Annotated in this window: 15 protein-coding genes and 7 tRNA genes; 11 read left to right on the top strand and 11 right to left on the bottom strand. The window is 41.0% G+C overall.

What is annotated here, in order from left to right:
• Window positions 1-211: 211 nt before the first annotated feature.
• On the top strand, window positions 212-1,939 hold the full coding sequence (locus P2E05_RS07510; RefSeq protein WP_154623655.1) for a potassium/proton antiporter: 1,728 nt from the start codon (window positions 212-214) through the stop codon (window positions 1,937-1,939).
• 317 nt (window positions 1,940-2,256) lie between these two features.
• Here P2E05_RS07510 and P2E05_RS07505 read toward each other — a convergent pair whose 3' ends face one another.
• The 6 genes from P2E05_RS07505 to P2E05_RS07480 form a co-directional block, all read right to left on the bottom strand.
• The gene (locus tag P2E05_RS07505) at window positions 2,257-2,550 is read right to left on the bottom strand and encodes a helix-turn-helix domain-containing protein (protein WP_154635756.1); all 294 of its coding nucleotides are present in this window, start codon (window positions 2,548-2,550) and stop codon (window positions 2,257-2,259) included.
• Window positions 2,551-4,775: 2,225 nt separating this feature from the next.
• Window positions 4,776-4,851, bottom strand: a tRNA-Lys gene (locus tag P2E05_RS07500).
• A 30-nt stretch (window positions 4,852-4,881) separates the two neighbouring features.
• Window positions 4,882-4,957: transfer RNA gene (locus P2E05_RS07495), tRNA-Lys, on the bottom strand.
• Window positions 4,958-5,009: 52 nt separating this feature from the next.
• A tRNA-Val gene (locus P2E05_RS07490) sits at window positions 5,010-5,085 on the bottom strand.
• 34 nt (window positions 5,086-5,119) lie between these two features.
• Window positions 5,120-5,195: transfer RNA gene (locus tag P2E05_RS07485), tRNA-Val, on the bottom strand.
• Window positions 5,196-5,232: 37 nt separating this feature from the next.
• Window positions 5,233-5,308: transfer RNA gene (locus tag P2E05_RS07480), tRNA-Val, on the bottom strand.
• 456 nt (window positions 5,309-5,764) lie between these two features.
• Between P2E05_RS07480 and gltX the strand changes: the two genes are divergently transcribed.
• The 3 genes from gltX (at window position 5,765) to P2E05_RS07465 (ending at window position 7,594) form a co-directional block, all read left to right on the top strand.
• The gene (gene gltX, locus P2E05_RS07475; protein ID WP_154625124.1) at window positions 5,765-7,186 is read left to right on the top strand and encodes a glutamate--tRNA ligase; all 1,422 of its coding nucleotides are present in this window, start codon (window positions 5,765-5,767) and stop codon (window positions 7,184-7,186) included.
• Between the two features lie 218 nt (window positions 7,187-7,404).
• Window positions 7,405-7,480, top strand: a tRNA-Ala gene (locus P2E05_RS07470).
• Between the two features lie 38 nt (window positions 7,481-7,518).
• A tRNA-Ala gene (locus tag P2E05_RS07465) sits at window positions 7,519-7,594 on the top strand.
• 46 nt (window positions 7,595-7,640) lie between these two features.
• Here the strand turns inward: P2E05_RS07465 and gcvA are convergent.
• A complete protein-coding gene (gcvA, locus tag P2E05_RS07460; RefSeq protein WP_272577911.1) occupies window positions 7,641-8,543 on the bottom strand; it encodes a transcriptional regulator GcvA in 903 nt (300 codons plus the stop codon).
• A gap of 113 nt (window positions 8,544-8,656) precedes the next feature.
• On the opposite strand from gcvA, the gene P2E05_RS07455 reads away from it, so the two are divergent.
• The gene (locus tag P2E05_RS07455; protein WP_154625126.1) at window positions 8,657-9,280 is read left to right on the top strand and encodes a glutathione S-transferase family protein; all 624 of its coding nucleotides are present in this window, start codon (window positions 8,657-8,659) and stop codon (window positions 9,278-9,280) included.
• Window positions 9,281-9,289: 9 nt separating this feature from the next.
• Complete coding sequence (locus tag P2E05_RS07450; protein WP_231131775.1) at window positions 9,290-10,309, top strand: LLM class oxidoreductase; 1,020 nt, start codon at window positions 9,290-9,292, stop codon at window positions 10,307-10,309.
• A gap of 68 nt (window positions 10,310-10,377) precedes the next feature.
• Here P2E05_RS07450 and P2E05_RS07445 read toward each other — a convergent pair whose 3' ends face one another.
• The 4 genes from P2E05_RS07445 to zipA form a co-directional block, all read right to left on the bottom strand.
• Window positions 10,378-10,593, bottom strand: coding sequence for a DUF3820 family protein (locus P2E05_RS07445; RefSeq protein WP_163861035.1), 216 nt, complete (start codon window positions 10,591-10,593; stop codon window positions 10,378-10,380).
• Between the two features lie 67 nt (window positions 10,594-10,660).
• Entirely contained in the window at window positions 10,661-11,845 is a 1,185-nt protein-coding gene (locus P2E05_RS07440; protein WP_154625128.1) for a NupC/NupG family nucleoside CNT transporter, read from the bottom strand.
• 317 nt (window positions 11,846-12,162) lie between these two features.
• On the bottom strand, window positions 12,163-14,178 hold the full coding sequence (gene ligA / locus P2E05_RS07435; RefSeq protein WP_154625129.1) for an NAD-dependent DNA ligase LigA: 2,016 nt from the start codon (window positions 14,176-14,178) through the stop codon (window positions 12,163-12,165).
• A gap of 57 nt (window positions 14,179-14,235) precedes the next feature.
• Entirely contained in the window at window positions 14,236-15,249 is a 1,014-nt protein-coding gene (gene zipA / locus P2E05_RS07430) for a cell division protein ZipA (protein WP_195848206.1), read from the bottom strand.
• 348 nt (window positions 15,250-15,597) lie between these two features.
• Between zipA and cysZ the strand changes: the two genes are divergently transcribed.
• The 5 genes from cysZ (at window position 15,598) to crr (ending at window position 20,656) form a co-directional block, all read left to right on the top strand.
• Complete coding sequence (gene cysZ / locus P2E05_RS07425) at window positions 15,598-16,362, top strand: sulfate transporter CysZ (protein WP_154625131.1); 765 nt, start codon at window positions 15,598-15,600, stop codon at window positions 16,360-16,362.
• Between the two features lie 301 nt (window positions 16,363-16,663).
• Entirely contained in the window at window positions 16,664-17,617 is a 954-nt protein-coding gene (gene cysK / locus P2E05_RS07420) for a cysteine synthase A (protein ID WP_163861033.1), read from the top strand.
• 352 nt (window positions 17,618-17,969) lie between these two features.
• Window positions 17,970-18,227, top strand: a complete 258-nt coding sequence (ptsH, locus tag P2E05_RS07415; RefSeq protein WP_008910625.1) for a phosphocarrier protein Hpr — start codon at window positions 17,970-17,972, stop codon at window positions 18,225-18,227.
• 142 nt (window positions 18,228-18,369) lie between these two features.
• On the top strand, window positions 18,370-20,097 hold the full coding sequence (ptsI, locus tag P2E05_RS07410; protein WP_154625133.1) for a phosphoenolpyruvate-protein phosphotransferase PtsI: 1,728 nt from the start codon (window positions 18,370-18,372) through the stop codon (window positions 20,095-20,097).
• A 49-nt stretch (window positions 20,098-20,146) separates the two neighbouring features.
• The gene (gene crr, locus P2E05_RS07405; RefSeq protein WP_154625134.1) at window positions 20,147-20,656 is read left to right on the top strand and encodes a PTS glucose transporter subunit IIA; all 510 of its coding nucleotides are present in this window, start codon (window positions 20,147-20,149) and stop codon (window positions 20,654-20,656) included.
• The last annotated feature ends 17 nt before the right edge of the window (window positions 20,657-20,673 follow it).

The raw sequence follows: 20,673 nt of genomic DNA, 5'->3' as shown, positions 1-20,673 counted from the left end.
TAATTTAATATAATGCAGTTATTTGTCAATTCATTTATATTATTTATTGTATAATCATAACGATAGGCAGATTGAAATGTTTTTCAGCTACTTTCAACAAAAACAGTATCAATGCCATATCAATTTTAATTTTTTATCATATTGCTGATTACGTTATACGCAACACTACTGCATCATCAGCGTGTTATCAACCCCTAACTTAAATCTGATTATGCCGACTATAGAACAACTGATATTACTCACTTCAATCCTCATTTTACTGGGCATTTTTTCCAGTAAGCTCTCAGCTCGATTAGGTTTACCCATGCTTGTTATGTTCTTATTTATAGGAATGCTAGCAGGTGAAGATGGTATCGGCCAAATCGCGTTTAATAATGTTAACGTTTCTTATGCCGTAGGTTCACTCGCATTAGCCCTGATCTTATTTGATGGTGGTTTGCAAACGTCGGTAAAATCTATTCGCCTTGTTTGGAAACCAGCATTTACCCTAGCAACATTCGGTGTTCTGATCACCGCTGGGATTACTGGACTCGCTGCGGCCTATATTCTTGGGATCCCATTACTTGAAGGGCTTTTACTCGGAGCCATCGTCGGTTCTACAGACGCGGCTGCCGTTTTTTCTTTATTACGTAATGCCGGTATCTATCTCAATGAGCGTTTGCAGTCTACGTTAGAAATAGAAAGTGCCACCAACGATCCAATGGCAATTTTCTTAACTGTTGGTTTATTGCAGCTGTTGATGAACCAAACCGCCTCAGGAACAGAGTTGTTGTTACTGTTCGTCAGCCAAATGGGAATTGGTACGATTGTTGGTCTCAGCGTTGGTTGGATATCCATCAAAATCATTAATAAGATAAAGTTGTTAGCAACGGGTCTCTATCCTGTGCTTGTCGCTGCCTGTGGCCTGTTGTCATTTGGTCTTGCGAGTAATCTACAAGGTAGTGGTTTTTTATCTATTTTTGTCACTGGTGTGGTTATTGGTAACGCACGATTTGTTTTCCAGCGTAACACTTTTTTGTTTCATGATGGATTAGCTTGGTTAAGCCAAATCATTATGTTCGTTATGTTAGGCCTATTAGTCAATCCAAGCTCGTTGCTCGAGGTGTGGTTTGAAGGGCTCGTTATTGCACTGGTACTCACCTTTATTGCTCGCCCTATTGCCGTTGTGCCTGTTTTGAGATTTTTTGGCTTTACCCGTGAAGAGATCACGCTAGTTTCGTGGGTTGGACTCAGAGGTTCTGTCCCTATTATTTTGGCGATTTTCCCCTTTATTTATGGGTTGCCAGGCGCGAATCTCATTTTTGATGTGGTTTTCTTCGTTGTACTGATTTCTGCAACCTTACAAGGTTCCACCTTGCCATATGTCGCACGAAAACTGAATTTGATGCAACCCCCTCCGCTGCTACCAGCCGCGACGCTAGATATTACAGCGGTAGACCAAATCGATGCTGACCTAGTGGAATACACGTTAGGTGAGGACTGTTCTGCCGTGGGAAGACGTTTATCTCAGCTCGCACTGCCTGACCAAACGGTCATTGCGATGATAACCCGTGGTAAAGGAGTGCTTCCACCACGAGGCTCAACAAAGTTATTTGCTGACGACCATTTGTTTGTTGTGCTAAAACCAGAAAATCGTCCTTTTTTAGAACGTCTGTTTTCGGAACAAGTTTCTCCGGATCTCAGCCCTATTGAACTGCCGACCTCCGGACTTAGTCTAAAAGGAACAACAAGATTAGATGAAATCTATGAGTCTTACGGCATTTTGATTGATAATGAAAATAACCAAACTCTCGACCAGTTTATTTATAGCATTACCACAAGTGAGCCGACACAAGGCACGGTGATTAGCCTTGCCAGCTTACAGATAAGAATTAGTGAGATGATTGGTTCTCGGATTGTTACTGCTGTATTAGAGCCTATTTCCCAAGAAGAGAATTAGTCAAAAAATTCATAACATCAGTTAATTTGGTGAATAATAAAATTAACTGATGTTGAATCTGTCGCCTTCTTTTATCCACTTATCCATCTCTCCGTTTTTCACTTAGACAATCTCCTGAAATTCTATTGATAAAAAAATAAAAGCCCATAATAGGGCTTTTATTTGATAGCAGATAAATAAAGATAGATACAAGAATTTATCAGTATTCTCAATAGAGAGAATTCTCAATTGCTATTAGTATAATAATGTTCTTAATTGAAACAATTAAGCGTTGTTCACTTAATTAAGTTTCATTTTGAAACATAATTAACTGTTCTTTAAATGAGAGAATAAATAGAGTCGTCAAACCCTTTAGATTCTTTGTCCTCATTAGCATGAGAATCATCTTGTAGAACTTCACTGAAAAACTCGCCCATATTCACATCTAATACTTTTAGTACTCTTACTAGGCAATCAATATCTATACGATTTACTCCACGCTCATAACGGAATAGCTGTTGTTCGCTGATATCAATCTCTTTAGCTAACTGGAAAACGGTATAGCCCTGAGATTTTCTTAACGATTTAATTTTTTGTCCAACTGCACAAGCGACAGGATATTTTGTATTCATAAACATTCTCGCTTCAACTTATATTATTAATGAAATAAAAAATCAGCAGGTGATTCTCTGTGTTTTTCTATTGTTATCTTTATTTATGATATAGCCATTAGGGTGTGTTAACGACGATTCAGCATATATCTTGAGAGGGATGATATACTAGCCATATAATTAGTTTCAACTAATCCAAAAAAGACATTGCAACTATGTAACTAAATATTTTCATAATCACAAAAAATCCACAGCTCGCATATTACTCTTAATTTTCAATTAGTTAATTAACTTAACAATTAATAATTGTTGTTCTGTTCGAACTCAACCCAACAGGTAGCTACAGAGTTATTATCTAAATTAAGCTCATTTAACCGATAAAAAATCTAAAAATAAAAGAAATAAACAGAATAATTTAACACTGTAACAGTATTAATGATTTTTCAAAGTAATATTCATTTTATGAATATACATAATACGATAAATACACTAAAACTGTAAAACTAAGTAAAAAATGGAAATCTTTCCCATATTATCATTTTGATAACTTAAATATCAATAACTTATAACAATAGTCCTTTTGTTACAATCGGCAAAAAATACTCGATTTTTAAAGCAGCATAAAAAATAGACTATAGCCAATGTACTCAACATAACAAAACATTAACCCTAAGTATCATTTTGGTTTGCTATACATGAAGCATATCACAAAAAACAAAAAATTAAATTTCCACAAATACACAGATTTTTATACCGATAAGTCCCTCTATATACGATTATTTGTAATTATATTCCTGTTGTAAATTAAACTTGCGAGAATTATATCTATAAAATTTTCATTGGCAGTTTTTTATATCATCAACTTTTATAGAATATTACCCACTATTTTTGATTTTCCTCTTTTTCGCTAGGCAAATGAAATATAAGCACTTATTAGGGAAGATATTTACTATTTTTACGTGTAAAAACACCCTATCAGGTAAAACGAACAATAATAAAAACATCTTTATGTGATACTCTTTTTTTGCACAAAACACACCACAACTGCTCGAAATGATATTTTATTTATTGATTGTTAAATTTAGTATTAATAAGCCTATCTTATAGAAGATTCATTACTCCTATTAAGACTAACATTATCAAGATGAATCATTTTTTAAGCTTTAACATATTAAAGAGCTGACCCAGCCAGCGTTGCTGCTAGACCCACAATGAAATAACGCGGCGTGACAATAAGAAAATCAACTATACATGACCGTTAATAGAATATTCTCTATTCGAGAGGATAAATGAAATAATATGATTAAGAAAAATTTACACTTAACAAGCCCGATTCTGTTGCTTAAAAATAGAGCATCTTTAATTTGAGTGATAAGCAAATAGACTTCCTATTTGTTCCGCGAAAAATACTTCATACTGCATATACTCAGATAAGCGTACTCGCCGATGATATACGCGATATTTAATGAATTCGCCACCGAATTTCCCAAGTAACACGATCAATCTCTCGTCCAGACACTTAATAAAACAAAATCTGGATACATATAGAATAATGCTAAAGAGTTAAACTAAAGCGATATTAAGTATATCCTTAAGGCTATTCCGTACATTTATTAATCGAAAGATAATCATCAATCAAAACTAAATACGCTTCTAAGTTATGTTTTAGGATTGCTGTATTTCTTTTACGCCCATTCATGGCAATACATCATTTCTAACTTCACCATAAATGAGCTTTGAAAGGCGTTGCGGAGTTTCTGTTTTACAGTTTGGAGCTGGATGCTATGCAACGAGCTATTATTTGTTTTGCATATTCGCGACGATGTTCCGCTAGACTTAGGTCGATTCCTATGAATAAAAAGCGGCTAGGCGTGTAATAAAGTTAATGTCCATTGGGAAGCACTAGCGCAACGCTGTCTCGCTTCGCTTGGCTCGAGCCTGAATACAGCTTCTCAGCTACACGTTTAGTACAATAGATAATTTAAACCTTTGCTGGGTGATCTAGAGGAGTCGATAAGATGGTGGGTCGTACAGGATGATTCGGCCTTTGGCCTCCCCCTGCGAGTCGTTGTGACAAAAGCAACGCTGCCCTGCTGCGCTCCGACTTGCACTTGCACTTGCACTTGCACTTGCACTTGAACTTGAACTTGAACTTGAACTTGAACTTGAATGCAGTTTCTCACCTGCACGCTATGTGCAATAAGGAATTTCAACGTTTGTTGGATGATTTAGAGGAATAAATAAGATGGTGGGTCGTGCAGGATTCGAACCTGCGACCAATTGATTAAAAGTCAACTGCTCTACCGACTGAGCTAACGACCCATCTGGTATGACTGATTTTGAATTTTAAGATGGTGGGTCGTGCAGGATTCGAACCTGCGACCAATTGATTAAAAGTCAACTGCTCTACCGACTGAGCTAACGACCCATCTATAAACTTTTGTAATCAGTATTATGAATAATGCGAGTAACTAATGAAGTGGTGGGCGATACCGGGCTCGAACCAGTGACCTCCTCCTTGTAAGGGAGATGCTCTACCAACTGAGCTAATCGCCCACTTCATGACAAGCTTCACATATTTGTAAATAAATGGTGGGCGATACCGGGCTCGAACCAGTGACCTCCTCCTTGTAAGGGAGATGCTCTACCAACTGAGCTAATCGCCCATTTATTTACTTCATTTACTTCTTTTATCGTCGACAGTGGTGGGCGATACCGGGTTCGAACCAGTGACCTCCTCCTTGTAAGGGAGATGCTCTACCAACTGAGCTAATCGCCCTGCCGTCGATGGAGGTGCATTATAGGGATCCCTCGTTCTGAGTCAACGGTTTTTGAATAGATTTTTTCTGTTCGTTGTAAAAATAAGCAAGATGTACCAATATTCGCCAGAAAAGAACCTTATTTAACCAATAAATGGTTAATCCATATCACCCAACAAATACAATACTAGAACAAAAATATTTTTATGCTTGAAAAATCTCCTTTATTTTTCTTTTACGACTGATTTTATTTGCCTCAACTATCGATAACTTGATTGAGGTATCACTTTAGAGTGATAGAATAGAGCAACATTTTAGACTTGTTGACGAGTTTCTCGTGATGAATAACGTGTGCTGCTGACCCCGTTTTCATCAAATGAACCTAAAGTAGAAGATAAGTTTGTGCTTCATCGATCTTCTTAGTCTAGAGAAGCCCAACATGTTAGAAACCACGTATCGCAATTAAGGCAATCTCGATGAGTAAAATTAAAACCCGTTTTGCACCTAGCCCAACAGGCTATTTACATGTTGGTGGAGCGCGTACTGCGCTTTATTCCTGGTTATTCAGCCGTCACAATCAGGGCGAATTTGTTCTGCGTATTGAAGATACCGATTTAGAACGTTCAACCCAGGAAGCTATCGATGCCATTATGGATGGTATGAACTGGTTAAATTTGAATTGGGATGAAGGCCCTTATTATCAAACGAAGCGCTTTGATCGCTACAACGAGGTCATTGATCAAATGCTTGACGCGGGCACCGCTTATCGTTGTTACTGCTCTAAAGAGCGTTTAGAAGCATTACGTGACCAACAAATGGCTTCTGGTGAAAAACCGCGCTATGATGGCTGCTGCCGAGATCACGCCCATAATCACACACCAGACGAGCCTCATGTCGTTCGTTTCCGTAATCCACAAGAAGGCTCAGTTATTTTTGATGATAACATCCGCGGTCCTATTGAGTTCAGTAACCAAGAGCTCGATGATCTCATCATCCGCCGTACAGATGGTTCACCAACTTATAACTTCTGTGTGGTGATTGATGACTGGGATATGGAAATTACTCACGTTATCCGTGGTGAAGACCATATTAATAACACCCCTCGTCAAATTAATATCCTCAAAGCGCTGGGCGCGCCGGTTCCAGAATACGCGCACGTTTCAATGATTTTAGGTGATGATGGGAAAAAGCTGTCTAAACGTCATGGCGCAGTCAGTGTAATGCAGTATCGTGATGAAGGTTATTTACCAGAAGCGCTACTCAACTATTTAGTTCGTTTGGGCTGGTCACATGGCGACCAAGAAATCTTTTCTCGTGAAGAGATGATTGAATACTTCAGCCTAGATGCCATTAGCAAATCAGCCAGTGCATTCAACACCGATAAATTACTTTGGTTAAACCACCACTATATTAATCAGTTACCTGCTGAAGAAGTCGCGGTTCATCTTGCATGGCATATTGAACAACAAAATATCAATACTGAAAACGGCCCACAATTAGCTGAGCTAGTGAAATTGTTAGGCGAACGTTGTAAGACGTTGAAGGAAATTGCAGAATCTTGCCATTACTTCTATGAAGACTTTGCTGAGTTTGATGCCGATGCCGCGAAAAAACACTTGCGCCCTGTTGCTCGTCAACCATTAGAAACCGTCAAACAAAAATTAGCGGCAATCACTCATTGGACAGCTGAAAATGTTCATCAAGCCATTGAGCAAACAGCCGCAGAGCTTGAAGTCGGTATGGGTAAAGTCGGTATGCCATTACGTGTTGCAGTGACAGGTGCCGGCCAATCACCCGCGTTAGATGTGACTGTACATGCGATAGGTCAAGCGCGTTCAATCACTCGTATTGATAAAGCATTAGCTTTCATCAGCGAACGCGAAGCGTCTGCACAATAACGCCTCCCCCAAAGCCCTATTTAAAATAGGGCTTTTTGCCATGTTTAGCTTTGTTAATAAATCATTCGCAACGATTAATCACCGGCCAATACCTCACCAAACCCCGTTCTTGATGATTAAATGCTCTATAATTCAGCAGTTAAACTCAATTTCACATTATTTGATTGACACCCTAGCATTGCTTGAATATTATGCCCTCCGTCCAAAGGATTTTGTTTGGGGCTATAGCTCAGCTGGGAGAGCGCTTGCATGGCATGCAAGAGGTCAGCGGTTCGATCCCGCTTAGCTCCACCATCTAATTCCCTGTTAGGTGGTATCAAAATCATTTTGTTGGGGCTATAGCTCAGCTGGGAGAGCGCTTGCATGGCATGCAAGAGGTCAGCGGTTCGATCCCGCTTAGCTCCACCACTCCCTTTTTCAGTCTCCCCCTAAATATTAGAAATTGACCTCGTTATTATTCTATATTCATTGCAGCCTGCTGCTGTATCCAGCAAACAAATGCATCTATTTCAGGTCGTTGCCGTGAGGCTTCCAACATCACTAAATAATACGCGAATTGAGCTGGCCAAGGCTTATCAAGCACTTGAATTAATCTTCCCTCGGTCATTTCCTGTTGAGCATAGGCTTGAGGCACCAACGCAATCCCTTGCCCTGCAATAGCCGCTCGAATCAGTAAATAATCATCATCAAAGGTGCTGCCCCTTTTTGCTCTTTCATCAATTTTAACGCCATGAGCGGTTAACCATAATGACCAGTCTGCACGATCACTGTCTTGTAATAATGGGTAATTTAAACACGCCTCTGGGGTGACGGGCATTTTTGTGATTTTACCATGAGTGAAAAAATGCGGGCTAGCAACTGGCAGTAACGTTGGCGTCATTAGATGCTCTGTATGCAATCCCGGATATTTTCCCAATCCATGACGGATCGCAATATCAACAGGATCTTTTCTTAGATTAACGAGATTTGCAGAAGCTTCGATACGTAATTCAATTTCTGGATAACGAGTTCTAAAATCGCCTAATCGAGGGATTAACCATGAGGCGGCGAAAGAAGGAACGGTGCTAATGGTTAAACTATTTTTGACTTTCGTCTCTTCCAATTGCCGCATACTACTTTCGATCTGTTCGAATGCCTGTAAAAGCGTAGGATAGATGCGAGCAGCCTCCTCGGTTAGTACCATGTGATAGCGCTGCCGAATAAATAATGGGCGCCCTACACGCGTTTCTAGCAAGCGAATTTGTTGGCTAACTGCACCTGAAGTCACGCCGAGAACTTGCGCTGCCTGTTTTATGCTGTTGTACCGAGCCACCTCGGTAAAAGCGCGTAATGCTAATAGCGGTAATACGGGATTCATAATTTAGTTTCTCTAAACTCAGAGTTAGATTAAATCGTTTTATTTTACTGGTTTTAAACGAAATACTAAAAAGTCTTACATCATATGTTTAGTTTAACTCATCGAGAAATAAAATGATCGAACTCTATACTGACAGCTCACCAAATGGTTTTAAAATCACCATTCTATTAGAAGAATTAGCACTCCCCTACCGTTTGCATACCGTTAATATTGATAAGGGGGAGCATAAACAGGCTGATTTTTTAAATTTAAACCCACATGGACGGATCCCTGTGATAACGGATACGGAAACAGGGATAACTTTATTTGAATCAGCTGCAATTTTGCTCTATCTAGCTGAAAAAACCGGAAAACTTCTCGATAGAGACCTAAGAATTCGCTGGGAAACCATAAAGTGGCTACAGTTTCACTCCGCAAGTGTTGGGCCAATGCTAGGGCAAAGAGTTCATTTTGAAATTTTTAGTGAGTTACAGATCCCTGAAGCCATCCAACGTTATCAACATCTAAGTGACAATGCTTTATCCGTTTTAAATAACCAACTACAACATCACCGCTATCTCGCTGGAGAACAGTATTCCATTGCAGATATTGCTAATTTTGGTTGGTTGCATATTGCACGTATTGTTAATTTTGACTTCAGCCGTTTTGAGCACCTTTGTGCATGGTACGAGCGTATTGCTAAACGCCCTGCCGTCGTCAAAGGCATCACTTTGCCAGCCCCCGCCACTGGAGCCTAAAAGGATAAAATGAATAATATTAACGAAATAAACAATATGGCCTTTTCCAATCATCCAGGCTATCAAAGGATGTTCAAAGCCGATTCATTAACAGTCGGGGTATTTTTACCTCTACGTTTTTACCGCAATGATATTCGTGTGCTGACTGGACAAAGTGTATTGATTCAAGAAATTGACAAGCATAACTTCGCGGCCATCTGGGTACGCGATATTCCCTTATTCACGGCTGATTTCGGCGACGCAGGGCAACTTTTCGATCCCTTTACCTATCTTGCTTTTATTGCAGCCCAAACAAAAAATATTGCTTTAGCCACAGGCAGTGCCATTTTTACCTTACGTCATCCTATCGACCTTGCCAAAATGGCAGTGACCATTGACCAACTATCAGGAGGCCGCCTTGTGCTAGGTGTCGCTTCTGGTGATAGATATATCGAGTTTCCTGCTTATGGTTTGCAACACAATCAACGAGCAGAACGTTTTGCAGAGTCTATACAGCTTTTCCGACAATTGATGCAACACGGGGAATTAACCGTTAATTCATCACTTGGACAATTTACGGGGGTAGAGTTGCTTCCTAAGCCTAGTACAGGAGAAATCCCTTTAATTGTGACGGGTAATTCAGGACAGTCGTTGCAATGGATTGCAGATCATTCAGATGGATGGTTAACCTACCCCGGTTCCACTAGCGATAAACAAGGCCCGATACGACTCGCTGAGAAAATTCGGACATGGCGTAATTTAATACCAGACAATCATTTTCGCCCGCATATCACTAATGAATGGATTGATTTAGTTGATGACCCTAATTATCCAAGAACAGCATTAAATGGGGGCTACGTGCTACGAACAGGACGTCATGGGCTGATCGAATTATTAGAACAATGGCAGTCAGCGGGTGTTAATCATGCCGCCCTTGGCATTCAATTTTCTCAGCGTCCTGCTAAAGACGTTATTGAAGAAATTGCCTTAGACATTTTACCTCTTTTTCCAACACATCAGACCGTGGCAACACGACCTATGGATTGGTAGCAAATAATCACTCAATTTATTTATGTACGGCTCTCACAGACGATGATAGCCGTTAATCAATTACAAGCCTAAGAACGCTTTAAAGGCTTTACAAGGCCATCTAGCCCCTCTATTTTTAAGCCTAATGCCATTTCCATCAATTGCCCTAATCGCCCTTGTGGAAATTCCCCTTTTTTATAGAACCATAAGAGGTATTCTTCTGGAAGGTCAATCAAAACACGACCTTTATATTTGCCAAACGGCATTGATGTGTTTGCTATATCGATCAGATCTTGTTTTTCCATTTGCCCTCCAAAAACAAAGCGGCATTCATCATGAATGCCGCTCAACACTTTAACACTTTTTAGTGAGTTACAGAATCAATCCAACAACAGCCGCTGATAGGAAGCTCACTAAGGTTGAACCGAACAGTAATTTAAGACCAAAACGAGCAACTGTGTTCCCTTGTTTCTCATTCAACCCTTTGATAGCACCTGCAACAATACCAATTGAAGAGAAGTTAGCAAATGAGACTAAGAAAACCGATAGGATCCCCACTGAGCGGGTCGATAGTCCAGCAGCAACGGCTTGTAAGTCACTCATCGCAACGAACTCATTGGTTACCATTTTCACCGCCATAATACCGCCTACTTGTAATGCTTCGTCGGCTGGAATTCCAAGTATCCAAGCGAATGGATAGAATACATAGCCCAACATGGTTTGGAATTTGATATCAAAGATAGCCATACAAATACCATTAACCATGGCAATCAATGCAATAAAACCGATTAACATTGCTGATACGATAATCGCAACTTTAAAACCTGCAAGAATATATTCACCCAGCATTTCAAAGAAGCTTTGCCCCTCATGAATGTTGCTCATTTGCAACTCTTCTTCCGCTTCTGGTGGGTACGGGTTAATCAAAGAGAGAATGACGAAAGTACCAAACATGTTAAGCACTAATGCTGCGACCACAAAACGCGGTTCTAACATGGTCATATAGGCACCCACAATAGACATCGACACTGTCGACATCGCGGTCGCTGCCATCGTATACATTCTACGCTCAGACATTTTGCCTAACTGATCTTTATAAGCAATAAAGTTCTCTGATTGTCCTAAGAGCAGTGAACTGACCGCATTGAATGACTCTAACTTGCCCATTCCATTAACTTTAGATAATACCGTCCCGATGACACGGATCACAATCGGCAACACTTTGATATGTTGTAAAATACCGATGAGCGCGGAGATAAAGATAATGGGACAAAGAACTTGTAAGAAGAAGAATGCTAAATTTTCTTCGATCATCCCCCCAAAAATAAATTTGGTTCCCTCCGCTGCATAACCTAATAAATGGGTAAAGACCCCCGCTACAGCAAGTACGAATGAAGAACCTATATTCGAATGTAAGAAAAAATATGCCAATGCAACTTGGATAACGAGGAGTTGAATAACATAACGTAACCGTATCGCTTTACGGTTACTACTCGCTAATACGGCAAGTGCGCCAATGACTATAAGGGATAAAACAAAATGCAGGATCGAGGTCATATGCGACTCCATACAAATTTAATAATGCGGTCATATGACTATTCTATGTAATAGACGACATTTAAATGCGATAAGCATCACATTAGCATGAAAATGAACACTGTGTATTTTGTGAAAAGACTATATGGCTCACACTTTTAAGGAGAAATTCGATTCTCGGCAGGAAGATTGACGCAGGTCATATCAATACGCATTTTATAGGTAATACACCATTTCTTCAAATATTGATGCAATAAACTTTAAGCAGCAGTGAGTCAGCAGAGGCATAAATACCGCTAACAGCACTGCAACTTAAATACGATACGTCAATAAAAAGATTAGGCACCTAATAACGCAATAAGCTCATCTTCATCAATGACGGGTATACCTAACTCATTCGCTTTCGCCAGTTTTGAACCCGCAGCTTCACCCGCAATAACCAAATCCGTCTTCTTAGAAACGCTACCAGAAACTTTCGCGCCCAAGGCAACTAATTTATCTTTCGCCTCATCGCGAGTGAGTCGACTGAGAGAGCCAGTTAAGACAACGGTTTTTCCTGCAAATGGACTGTCGATAGTACTCGCATCTACAGCAACCGCTTGTGGCCAATGGATATTCGCTTTATGTACGAGATCATGAATAACAGCTTGGTTGTGCTCTTCACGGAAAAAGTTAACTACGTGCTTCGCGACAACATGACCAATGTCTTGTACGGTTTTTAGGGACTCTTCATCAGCCGTCATCACTGCCTCTAACGTGCCATAGTGTGCCGCTAAATTTGCAGCGGTTGCCTCTCCCACTTCACGAATACCTAACGCATAGATAAAACGAGCTAATGTGGTTGATTTGGATTTGTTTAATGCATCGACCAAATTTTGTGCTGATTTCGGCCCCATACGATCAAGCCCCGTCAAAATCCCCGCGGTTAATTGATACAGGTCAGCAGGGGTTTTCACATATTCTTTTTCGACTAATTGGTCGATGATTTTATCGCCCATTCCATCGACGTCCATGGCTCGACGGGAAACAAAATGTTTAAGTGCCTCTTTGCGCTGAGCACCACAAATCAAACCGCCAGTACAACGTGCAACTGCCTCACCTTCTACGCGTTCAACGTCTGAACCACAGACAGGGCAATGGGTTGGGAAGACAATTTCACGGCTATCAGCAGGACGTTCTGATTCGACGACACTAACAATTTGAGGAATAACATCACCGGCACGACGGATCACGACAGTATCACCGATATGCACACCTAAACGCTCAATTTCGTCAGCGTTATGTAGCGTAGCATTACTGACGATGACACCCGCCACTTGAACAGGTTCAAGACGAGCCACAGGCGTAATAGCGCCTGTACGACCAACTTGGAATTCCACGTCTTTTAAAAGGGTCATTTGCTCTTGTGCAGGGAATTTAAAGGCTGTCGCCCAACGCGGGGCACGTGCAACGAAACCTAACTCTTCCTGAGTCGCTATGGCGTTAATTTTAATCACTACGCCATCAATATCAAAGCCGAGGGTTGGCCGCGCTTTTTCTATCTCATGATAGAAGTCTAATACGGCCTGAGCACCTGTACGTAATTGGACATAATCGCTGACCGGTAGTCCCCATGCTTTAAATTGCATGAGACGCTCATAATGCGTATCGGGTAAAGAGCCTTCTTCTACCAAGCCGACGCCGTAACAATAGAAAGTTAATGGTCTTTTAGCCGTAATTCGTGGGTCGAGTTGACGTAATGAGCCCGCTGCCGCATTACGTGGATTAGCAAACACTTTGCCACCTGTACGGCGAGCCTCTTCATTTAAAGCTTCAAAGCCTTTTTGTGGCATGAACACTTCCCCGCGAATTTCCACTCGTGTAGGAATGTTATCACCTATCAAACGTAGCGGAATGGCACGAATCGTTCGGACATTTGAGGTGATATTTTCACCGACAGTACCATCACCACGCGTCGCTGCTTGGACAAGTTCACCATTTTCATACAGCAGACTCACCGCAAGGCCATCTAATTTTAGTTCACAGCAAAATGTTTGTTCTTGATTGTTTTTTAATCTATCTCTGACACGCTTATCGAACGCAAGATAGCTTTCTTCATCAAATACGTTATCCAGCGACAACATAGGCACTTCATGGCGCACCGTATCAAATGCGGCCAATGGTGCGGCCCCTACGCGTTGAGTTGGAGAATCACTGGTGATCCACTCAGGATGTTCTGCTTCGATACCCTTGAGCTCTTGCATCAATTTGTCATATTCAGCATCGGGAATTTCAGGTGCATCCAATACATGGTATTGATATTCATGATGGCGTAATTGCTGTTTGAGTGTCTCAAGATATTGTTTTGTTGTCATGTTTCACCAATAAAGATAAAAAACCCCCAGTTAAGGGGGTTTAGTTAATACTGATTTTTAATTCAATGTATTGCGTATCCGGGCATGATACACCTCAATTTTCTGAGGTGTCAGCATTTTACGTTCATCATCAAGGACGACCCCTCCGACATCGGAGGCGATGCGTTGCGCTGCCTGTAGCATCAACTTGAAATTTTGTCCTGCATCACCATAAGAAGGCACCATCATAAACATCGAGACACCCGGTGTGGTGAAATCAGACATGGTTTCTGGGTCAAATGAACCCGGTTTAACCATGTTTGCAAGGCTAAAGAGGACAGGTCCTGTTCCTGAAGGATGCACATGACGATGGAAAATGCGCATTTCACCAAATTGGAACCCTGCCTGAAGAATACTTTGCAACAGCGCTTCACCTTGTAGAACTTGGCCCTGATGAGCAGCTACATGAAGAACCAGAACCGTCTCCTTGTTGTTCGCTGGAGATTGGTTTTGCGGTTGTTCAGTTTTCTTCTCAGTGTGCGCCTGTTCCTGTTCATGGTGTATCGGCTGTGGCTCCTCTTGGTTGTCGCTTGTATCAAAATCAAATTCAGGTTGTTCTGGTACCGTTGTCGCTCGCTGATTGATTGCTGTGTTTGGCTGAGCCCCTTGCGACGGTGCAGGTTCAGGTTTTACCGCAGTGGGTTCATTAACAGCATGAGGACGCGGAGCAATTTCAGGTTCATTAGGTTCTGAATGCTCGGGCGTTATCGTGAATACGGGCTCAGTATCACGAACAGTAGGTGAAATGGGTGGCAAATCAGGTTCGACACGACGTTCTTCTTTCACCTGACGTGCAGGTTCAGAAACCTCAGGTGACGAGGTCGATGGCTCAACCACATGGGTTTCATTGAATAGTGCAGAATCATCATCATAGTGAGATGATTTATCCTGAGAGTCATGTTTTCGGCGTTTTACGGGACGATCACGAAATAATTTTGAGCGCTCTTTACGGCTAGTCCATAAACCATGCAGTAATAACGCAACTATGGCTATCGCACCTACGACCACTAATATTAGACGCAAATCCTGCATCGCTGCTATCTCTAATTGTTGAATGATAATGCCACCACGGCAAAAAACTAAGTCAAACTCTTTAAGTTGCAAGCTAATGCGCAGCCACCCGCCCTTAGAGCCACATTACCGTGTGATTTTAAGGAATTCAAGTCACTGAACGCCGTCAACTTAGATTCAACTTAAAATATGACGGATATACTTAAGATTATTTGGCAAACGCTCTAAGTGCAACCCTCTGAACGATTTTCTTATAAGAAAGAGACAATTCTGCTTTCGTTTGCTGATTTTTTAAGCAAATACTGACTAGCCAGCCTAAAAACCTATCTATATGATACATGGTCAACCGTAAAGGAGAGAACAAGAAGTATGATTCAATCGACAGATTCGCAACAAAAAAATCACTCTGGTTTTTATTACTTCGCTCAAGGATGGCGTCTTGTCACGCGCCCAGGCATTAAGCGCTTTGTCATTCTACCACTTTTAGCCAATATTATTTTACTTGGTGGCGCGTTTTGGTGGTTATACAGCAAGCTTGGTGGTTGGATTGACCAAATCATGGGCTATGTGCCAAGTTGGTTGCAATGGCTAGATTATCTCATTTGGCCGATTGCTGTTATTTCAATCTTATTAATATTCACTTATTTTTTTAGTACCGTGGCCAACATTATCGCAGCGCCATTTAACGGCTGGCTGGCCGAAAAGCTTGAATCCGAATTAACCGGTATTCCCGCACCTGATGGCGGTATTATTGATGTTGCTAAGGATGTGCCACGCATGGTGAAGCGTGAATTCGTCAGAATTGGCTATTACCTTCCCCGAGCGATTGGTCTCTTAATTTTATTTTTTATCCCCGGTATTGGACAAACCGTCGCTCCCGTTCTCTGGTTCCTATTTGGCGCATGGATGATGTCTATTCAGTACTGTGATTATCCATTTGATAACCACCGCGTTAGTTTTAACGATATGAAACAAGCATTAGCAAAAGATCGCATGAATAACATTCAATTTGGCGGTGCTGTAAGCGTGCTAATGATGATCCCTATCGTCAACTTATTGATTATGCCAGTCGCGGTTTGCGGCGCCACATTAATGTGGGTAGACCAATATCGTGCGCGTTATGCACGTTATTAATTTGACTCTTCGATAGCCATTCAAAAGCGCGCTAGAGCTCACAACTCTATCGCGCTTTCTCATTTTAACGTCCTATTCAACGTTATACTAAATGTGGTAAGTGATGCTTTTGGCTCATAACCTTTTACACAGAATATTTTCATACATATAGCAATTGGTTATAAAATTAAGATAGCGATTAGTTATAAGCTTATGTTTAATTTATATTTGCAATAATAATGAGTTCACGTATGTTGGGAAGCAATATTCTTTCTCAAACCCAGTTCTAGTTGGCTAATTGCCTTAATTATAAGGATATCCCATGAGTAAAATTTATGATGATAATTCGCTAACCATCGGCCATACCCCATTAGTACGCTTAAAACATTTTGGTAATGGTAATATCTTAGCTAAAGTTGAATCTCGCAACCCAAGTTTCAGCGTTAAATGTCGTATTGGTGCGAATATGATTTGGGATGCAGAGAAAAAAGGACTACTCAAAGAGGGAAAAGAATTAGTTGAACCAACGAGTGGTAACACCGGTATCGCTTTAGCCTATGTTGCAGCAGCCAGAGGCTACAAACTCACACTGACGATGCCTGAAACCATGAGTGTAGAGCGTCGTAAACTGTTGAAAGCCTTAGGTGCTAACCTTGTTTTAACGGAAGGCGCTAAAGGAATGAAAGGCGCTATTGAAAAAGCCGAAGACATTGTCAAAAGCGATCCGAACAAATATGTTTTACTTCAACAATTCAGTAATCCAGCTAACCCAGAAATTCATGAACAAACCACAGGACCAGAAATTTGGGAAGATACCGACGGTAAGGTCGATGTTGTCGTCGCGGGTGTCGGGACTGGCGGAACAATCACGGGTATCGGTCGTTATTTGAAAAAAACCAAGGGCAAGGATGTCACACTGGTCGCTGTAGAACCGGAAACCTCCCCCGTCATTAGCCAAACACTATCCGGTGATGAAGTGAAGCCCGGTCCACATAAGATCCAAGGCATTGGTGCTGGATTTATCCCTGGCAACTTAGATATTTCACTTATCGACAGAGTATTTAAGATCAGCGATGACGAAGCTGTTCACACTGCCCGCCAATTAATGGAAAAAGAAGGTATTCTTGCTGGCATCTCCTCCGGTGCAGCACTCGCAGCCGCCGTAAAACTCTCAGCGGAGCCTGAATACAAAGATAAACATATTGTCGTCATTTTACCTTCATCGGGCGAACGCTATTTATCAACGGTTCTGTTTGCTGACCTATCGGCTGAATAATATTAAAACCGTTAATTTATCGTTAAAAAAGCACCTCAATGGTGCTTTTTTTGTGGTATGGATCAAACTTTAGCACGTATTGAGATGATTTCTGATCGAGGGTTTAGTATTAAACATAGTAATTATTTTGAGGCGCGAAATTAATCCACCTTAAGTTAAAGATAGTCGCTGTTTACGGTATTCTTTGAAGATTAAAGGGTGTATTTTGCACTGAGAAACTGAAAAAGTGTTGACTCTCGACAAAGTAGGAAACCTTTTTAACAGTTAATAATCTAACTATACGCAAACTCAAGTTTATTCAACTACAATAGCTTGGGTCATTATAAAAAACTAAAGTTATTGAGGAAATAATATGTTCCAGCAAGAAGTCACTATTACAGCACCAAATGGCTTACATACTCGCCCTGCCGCGCAATTTGTGAAAGAAGCCAAAGCATTCACTTCTGATATTACTTTGATTTCTGGTGGCAAATCAGCAAGTGCGAAAAGCCTGTTCAAGCTACAGACTCTAGGCTTAACTCAAGGTACTGTTGTGACCATTTCTGCCGAAGGCGAAGATGAAAAACAAGCAGTTGAACATTTAGTTAAACTGATGGGCGAGCTGGAGTAATCTTGCTAGCGAGAGAACCAGTGTTACCGCGTTAATCTTCATCCCTGAATGGCATCATTCAGGGATATCAGTTTACATATTGATAGACTTACTGTTATCTCTTCAACATCAGAACACCTACCCGCAGTAGTAAGGTAATATTATGATTTCAGGTATTTTAGTATCCCCAGGTTTTGCTTTTGGTCAGGCTTTAATCCTCAAAGAAGATCCTATCATTGTTAGCACAAAAAAAATTGCTGACGACCAGATAGAAACCGAGATCCAACACTTTATTGAAGGACGCAACAAATCAGCCGAACAACTCAGCCTTATTAAAGAGCGAGCCGAAAAAAATCTTGGTGCAGAAAAAGCTGAGATCTTTGAAGGCCATATTATGCTGCTGGAAGATGAAGAGCTTGAACAAGAGATTATCTCCCTCATCAAAGGCGATAAAAAAACCGCTGACGCTGCCGTCTACTCCGTTATTGAAGACCAAGCTCAAGCGCTCGAAGCACTTGATGATGAATATCTAAAAGAGCGTGCAGCTGACGTTCGTGATATTGGTAAACGTCTATTAAAAAATATTCTCAACATACCAATTGTTGATTTAAGCGCTATCGACAAAGAAGTTATTCTTGTTGCCGCTGACCTAACCCCTTCAGAAACCGCTCAATTAAACTTAGAGAAGGTTTTAGGTTTTATCACGGATTTAGGTGGCCGGACATCACATACCTCTATTATGGCCCGTTCACTTGAACTACCGGCGATTGTGGGTACCTCCGAGGCAACAACTAAAATTAAAAATGGTGATTACCTAATCCTCGATGGTGTGAACAATCACATTTATGTGAATCCGTCAGATCAAGAAATCGACAAGCTGAAAAAATTTAATGAAGAGTACCAGCAAGAGAAGAATGAACTGGCTAAATTAAAAGATTTGCCAGCGATTACACTTGATGGTCATCAAGTGGAAGTTTGTGCAAATATCGGTACTGTGCGTGATGTCGCGGGTGCTGAACGTAATGGGGCTGAAGGGGTTGGTTTATACCGTACTGAATTCCTATTCATGGACCGAGATTCGCTCCCCACTGAAGAAGAGCAGTTCCAAGCATACAAAGCCGTTGCGGAAGCAATGGGCAGCCAAGCAGTGATTGTACGTACAATGGACATTGGTGGTGATAAAGATTTACCATACATGAACTTACCTAAAGAAGAGAACCCTTTCTTAGGTTGGCGTGCAATTCGTATTTGCCTTGATCGCAAAGAAATTCTACATTCTCAGTTAAGAGCTATTTTAAGAGCCTCAAGTTTTGGTAAACTGCGTATTATGTTCCCGATGATTATTTCCGTTGAGGAAGTTCGCGAACTAAAAGCAGAACTTGAGATGCTAAAAGGTCAATTACGTGAAGAAGGCAAAGCCTTTGATGAAGCAATTGAAGTGGGTGTCATGGTGGAAACACCGGCTGCGGCGGTTATTGCTCATCATTTAGCAAAAGAAGTTGACTTTTTCAGTATTGGGACAAACGATCTCACTCAATATACTCTAGCTGTTGACCGTGGTAATGAGCTGATTTCTCACCTCTACAATCCGATGTCACCTGCTGTTTTGAACCTGATCAAACAGGTTATCGATGCATCGCATGCAGAAGGCAAATGGACAGGAATGTGTGGTGAATTAGCAGGTGATGAACGTGCAACCTTATTGTTGCTTGGCATGGGTTTAGATGAATTTAGTATGAGTGCAATTTCTATTCCTCGTATTAAAAAATTAATTCGTAATGCAAACTTTGCGGATACTAAGGCATTGGCTGAACAAGCACTTGCTCAACCAACCGCTGACGAATTGATGAAACTTGTTGATACCTTTATCCAAGAAAAAACGTTATGCTAGGAACAGCACATTAGTTCGGTCCCATATAAAAACGATTAGGAGAAGGTCCATGGGTCTGTTTGACAAACTGAAATCACTGGTTTCGGATGATAAGAATAGCAGTGGCAGTATTGAAATTATCGCACCTTTATCAGGTGAAATCGTCAATATTGAAGATGTTCCCGACGTTGTTTTCGCTGAAAAAATTGTTGGGGATGGCATTGCTATCAAACCTGCGGGGAATAAAATCGTCGCACCTGTAGATGGGACTATTGGTAAGATATTTGAAACCAATCATGCATTTTCTATTGAGTCCGATGATGGTATCGAACTGTTTGTTCATTTCGGTATTGATACCGTCGAACTGAAAGGTGAAGGTTTCAAACGTATCGCAGAAGAAGGTCAATTCGTCAAAAAAGGTGATTTAGTTATTGAGTTTGACCTAGCACTACTGGAAGAAAAAGCGAAATCAGTTTTAACGCCTGTTGTGATCTCCAACATGGATGAAATTAAAGAACTGACTAAGCTGAGTGGTGCAGTCACCGTCGGTGAAACTGTTATTATGCGAATCAAAAAATAATACAGTCGTTTTAAATT

This window comes from Providencia stuartii, assembly GCF_029277985.1.
Taxonomy (GTDB): domain Bacteria; phylum Pseudomonadota; class Gammaproteobacteria; order Enterobacterales; family Enterobacteriaceae; genus Providencia; species Providencia zhejiangensis.
The sequence above is the reverse complement of the archived record's forward strand: the minus strand, read 5'-3'. Positions and strand labels throughout refer to the sequence as shown.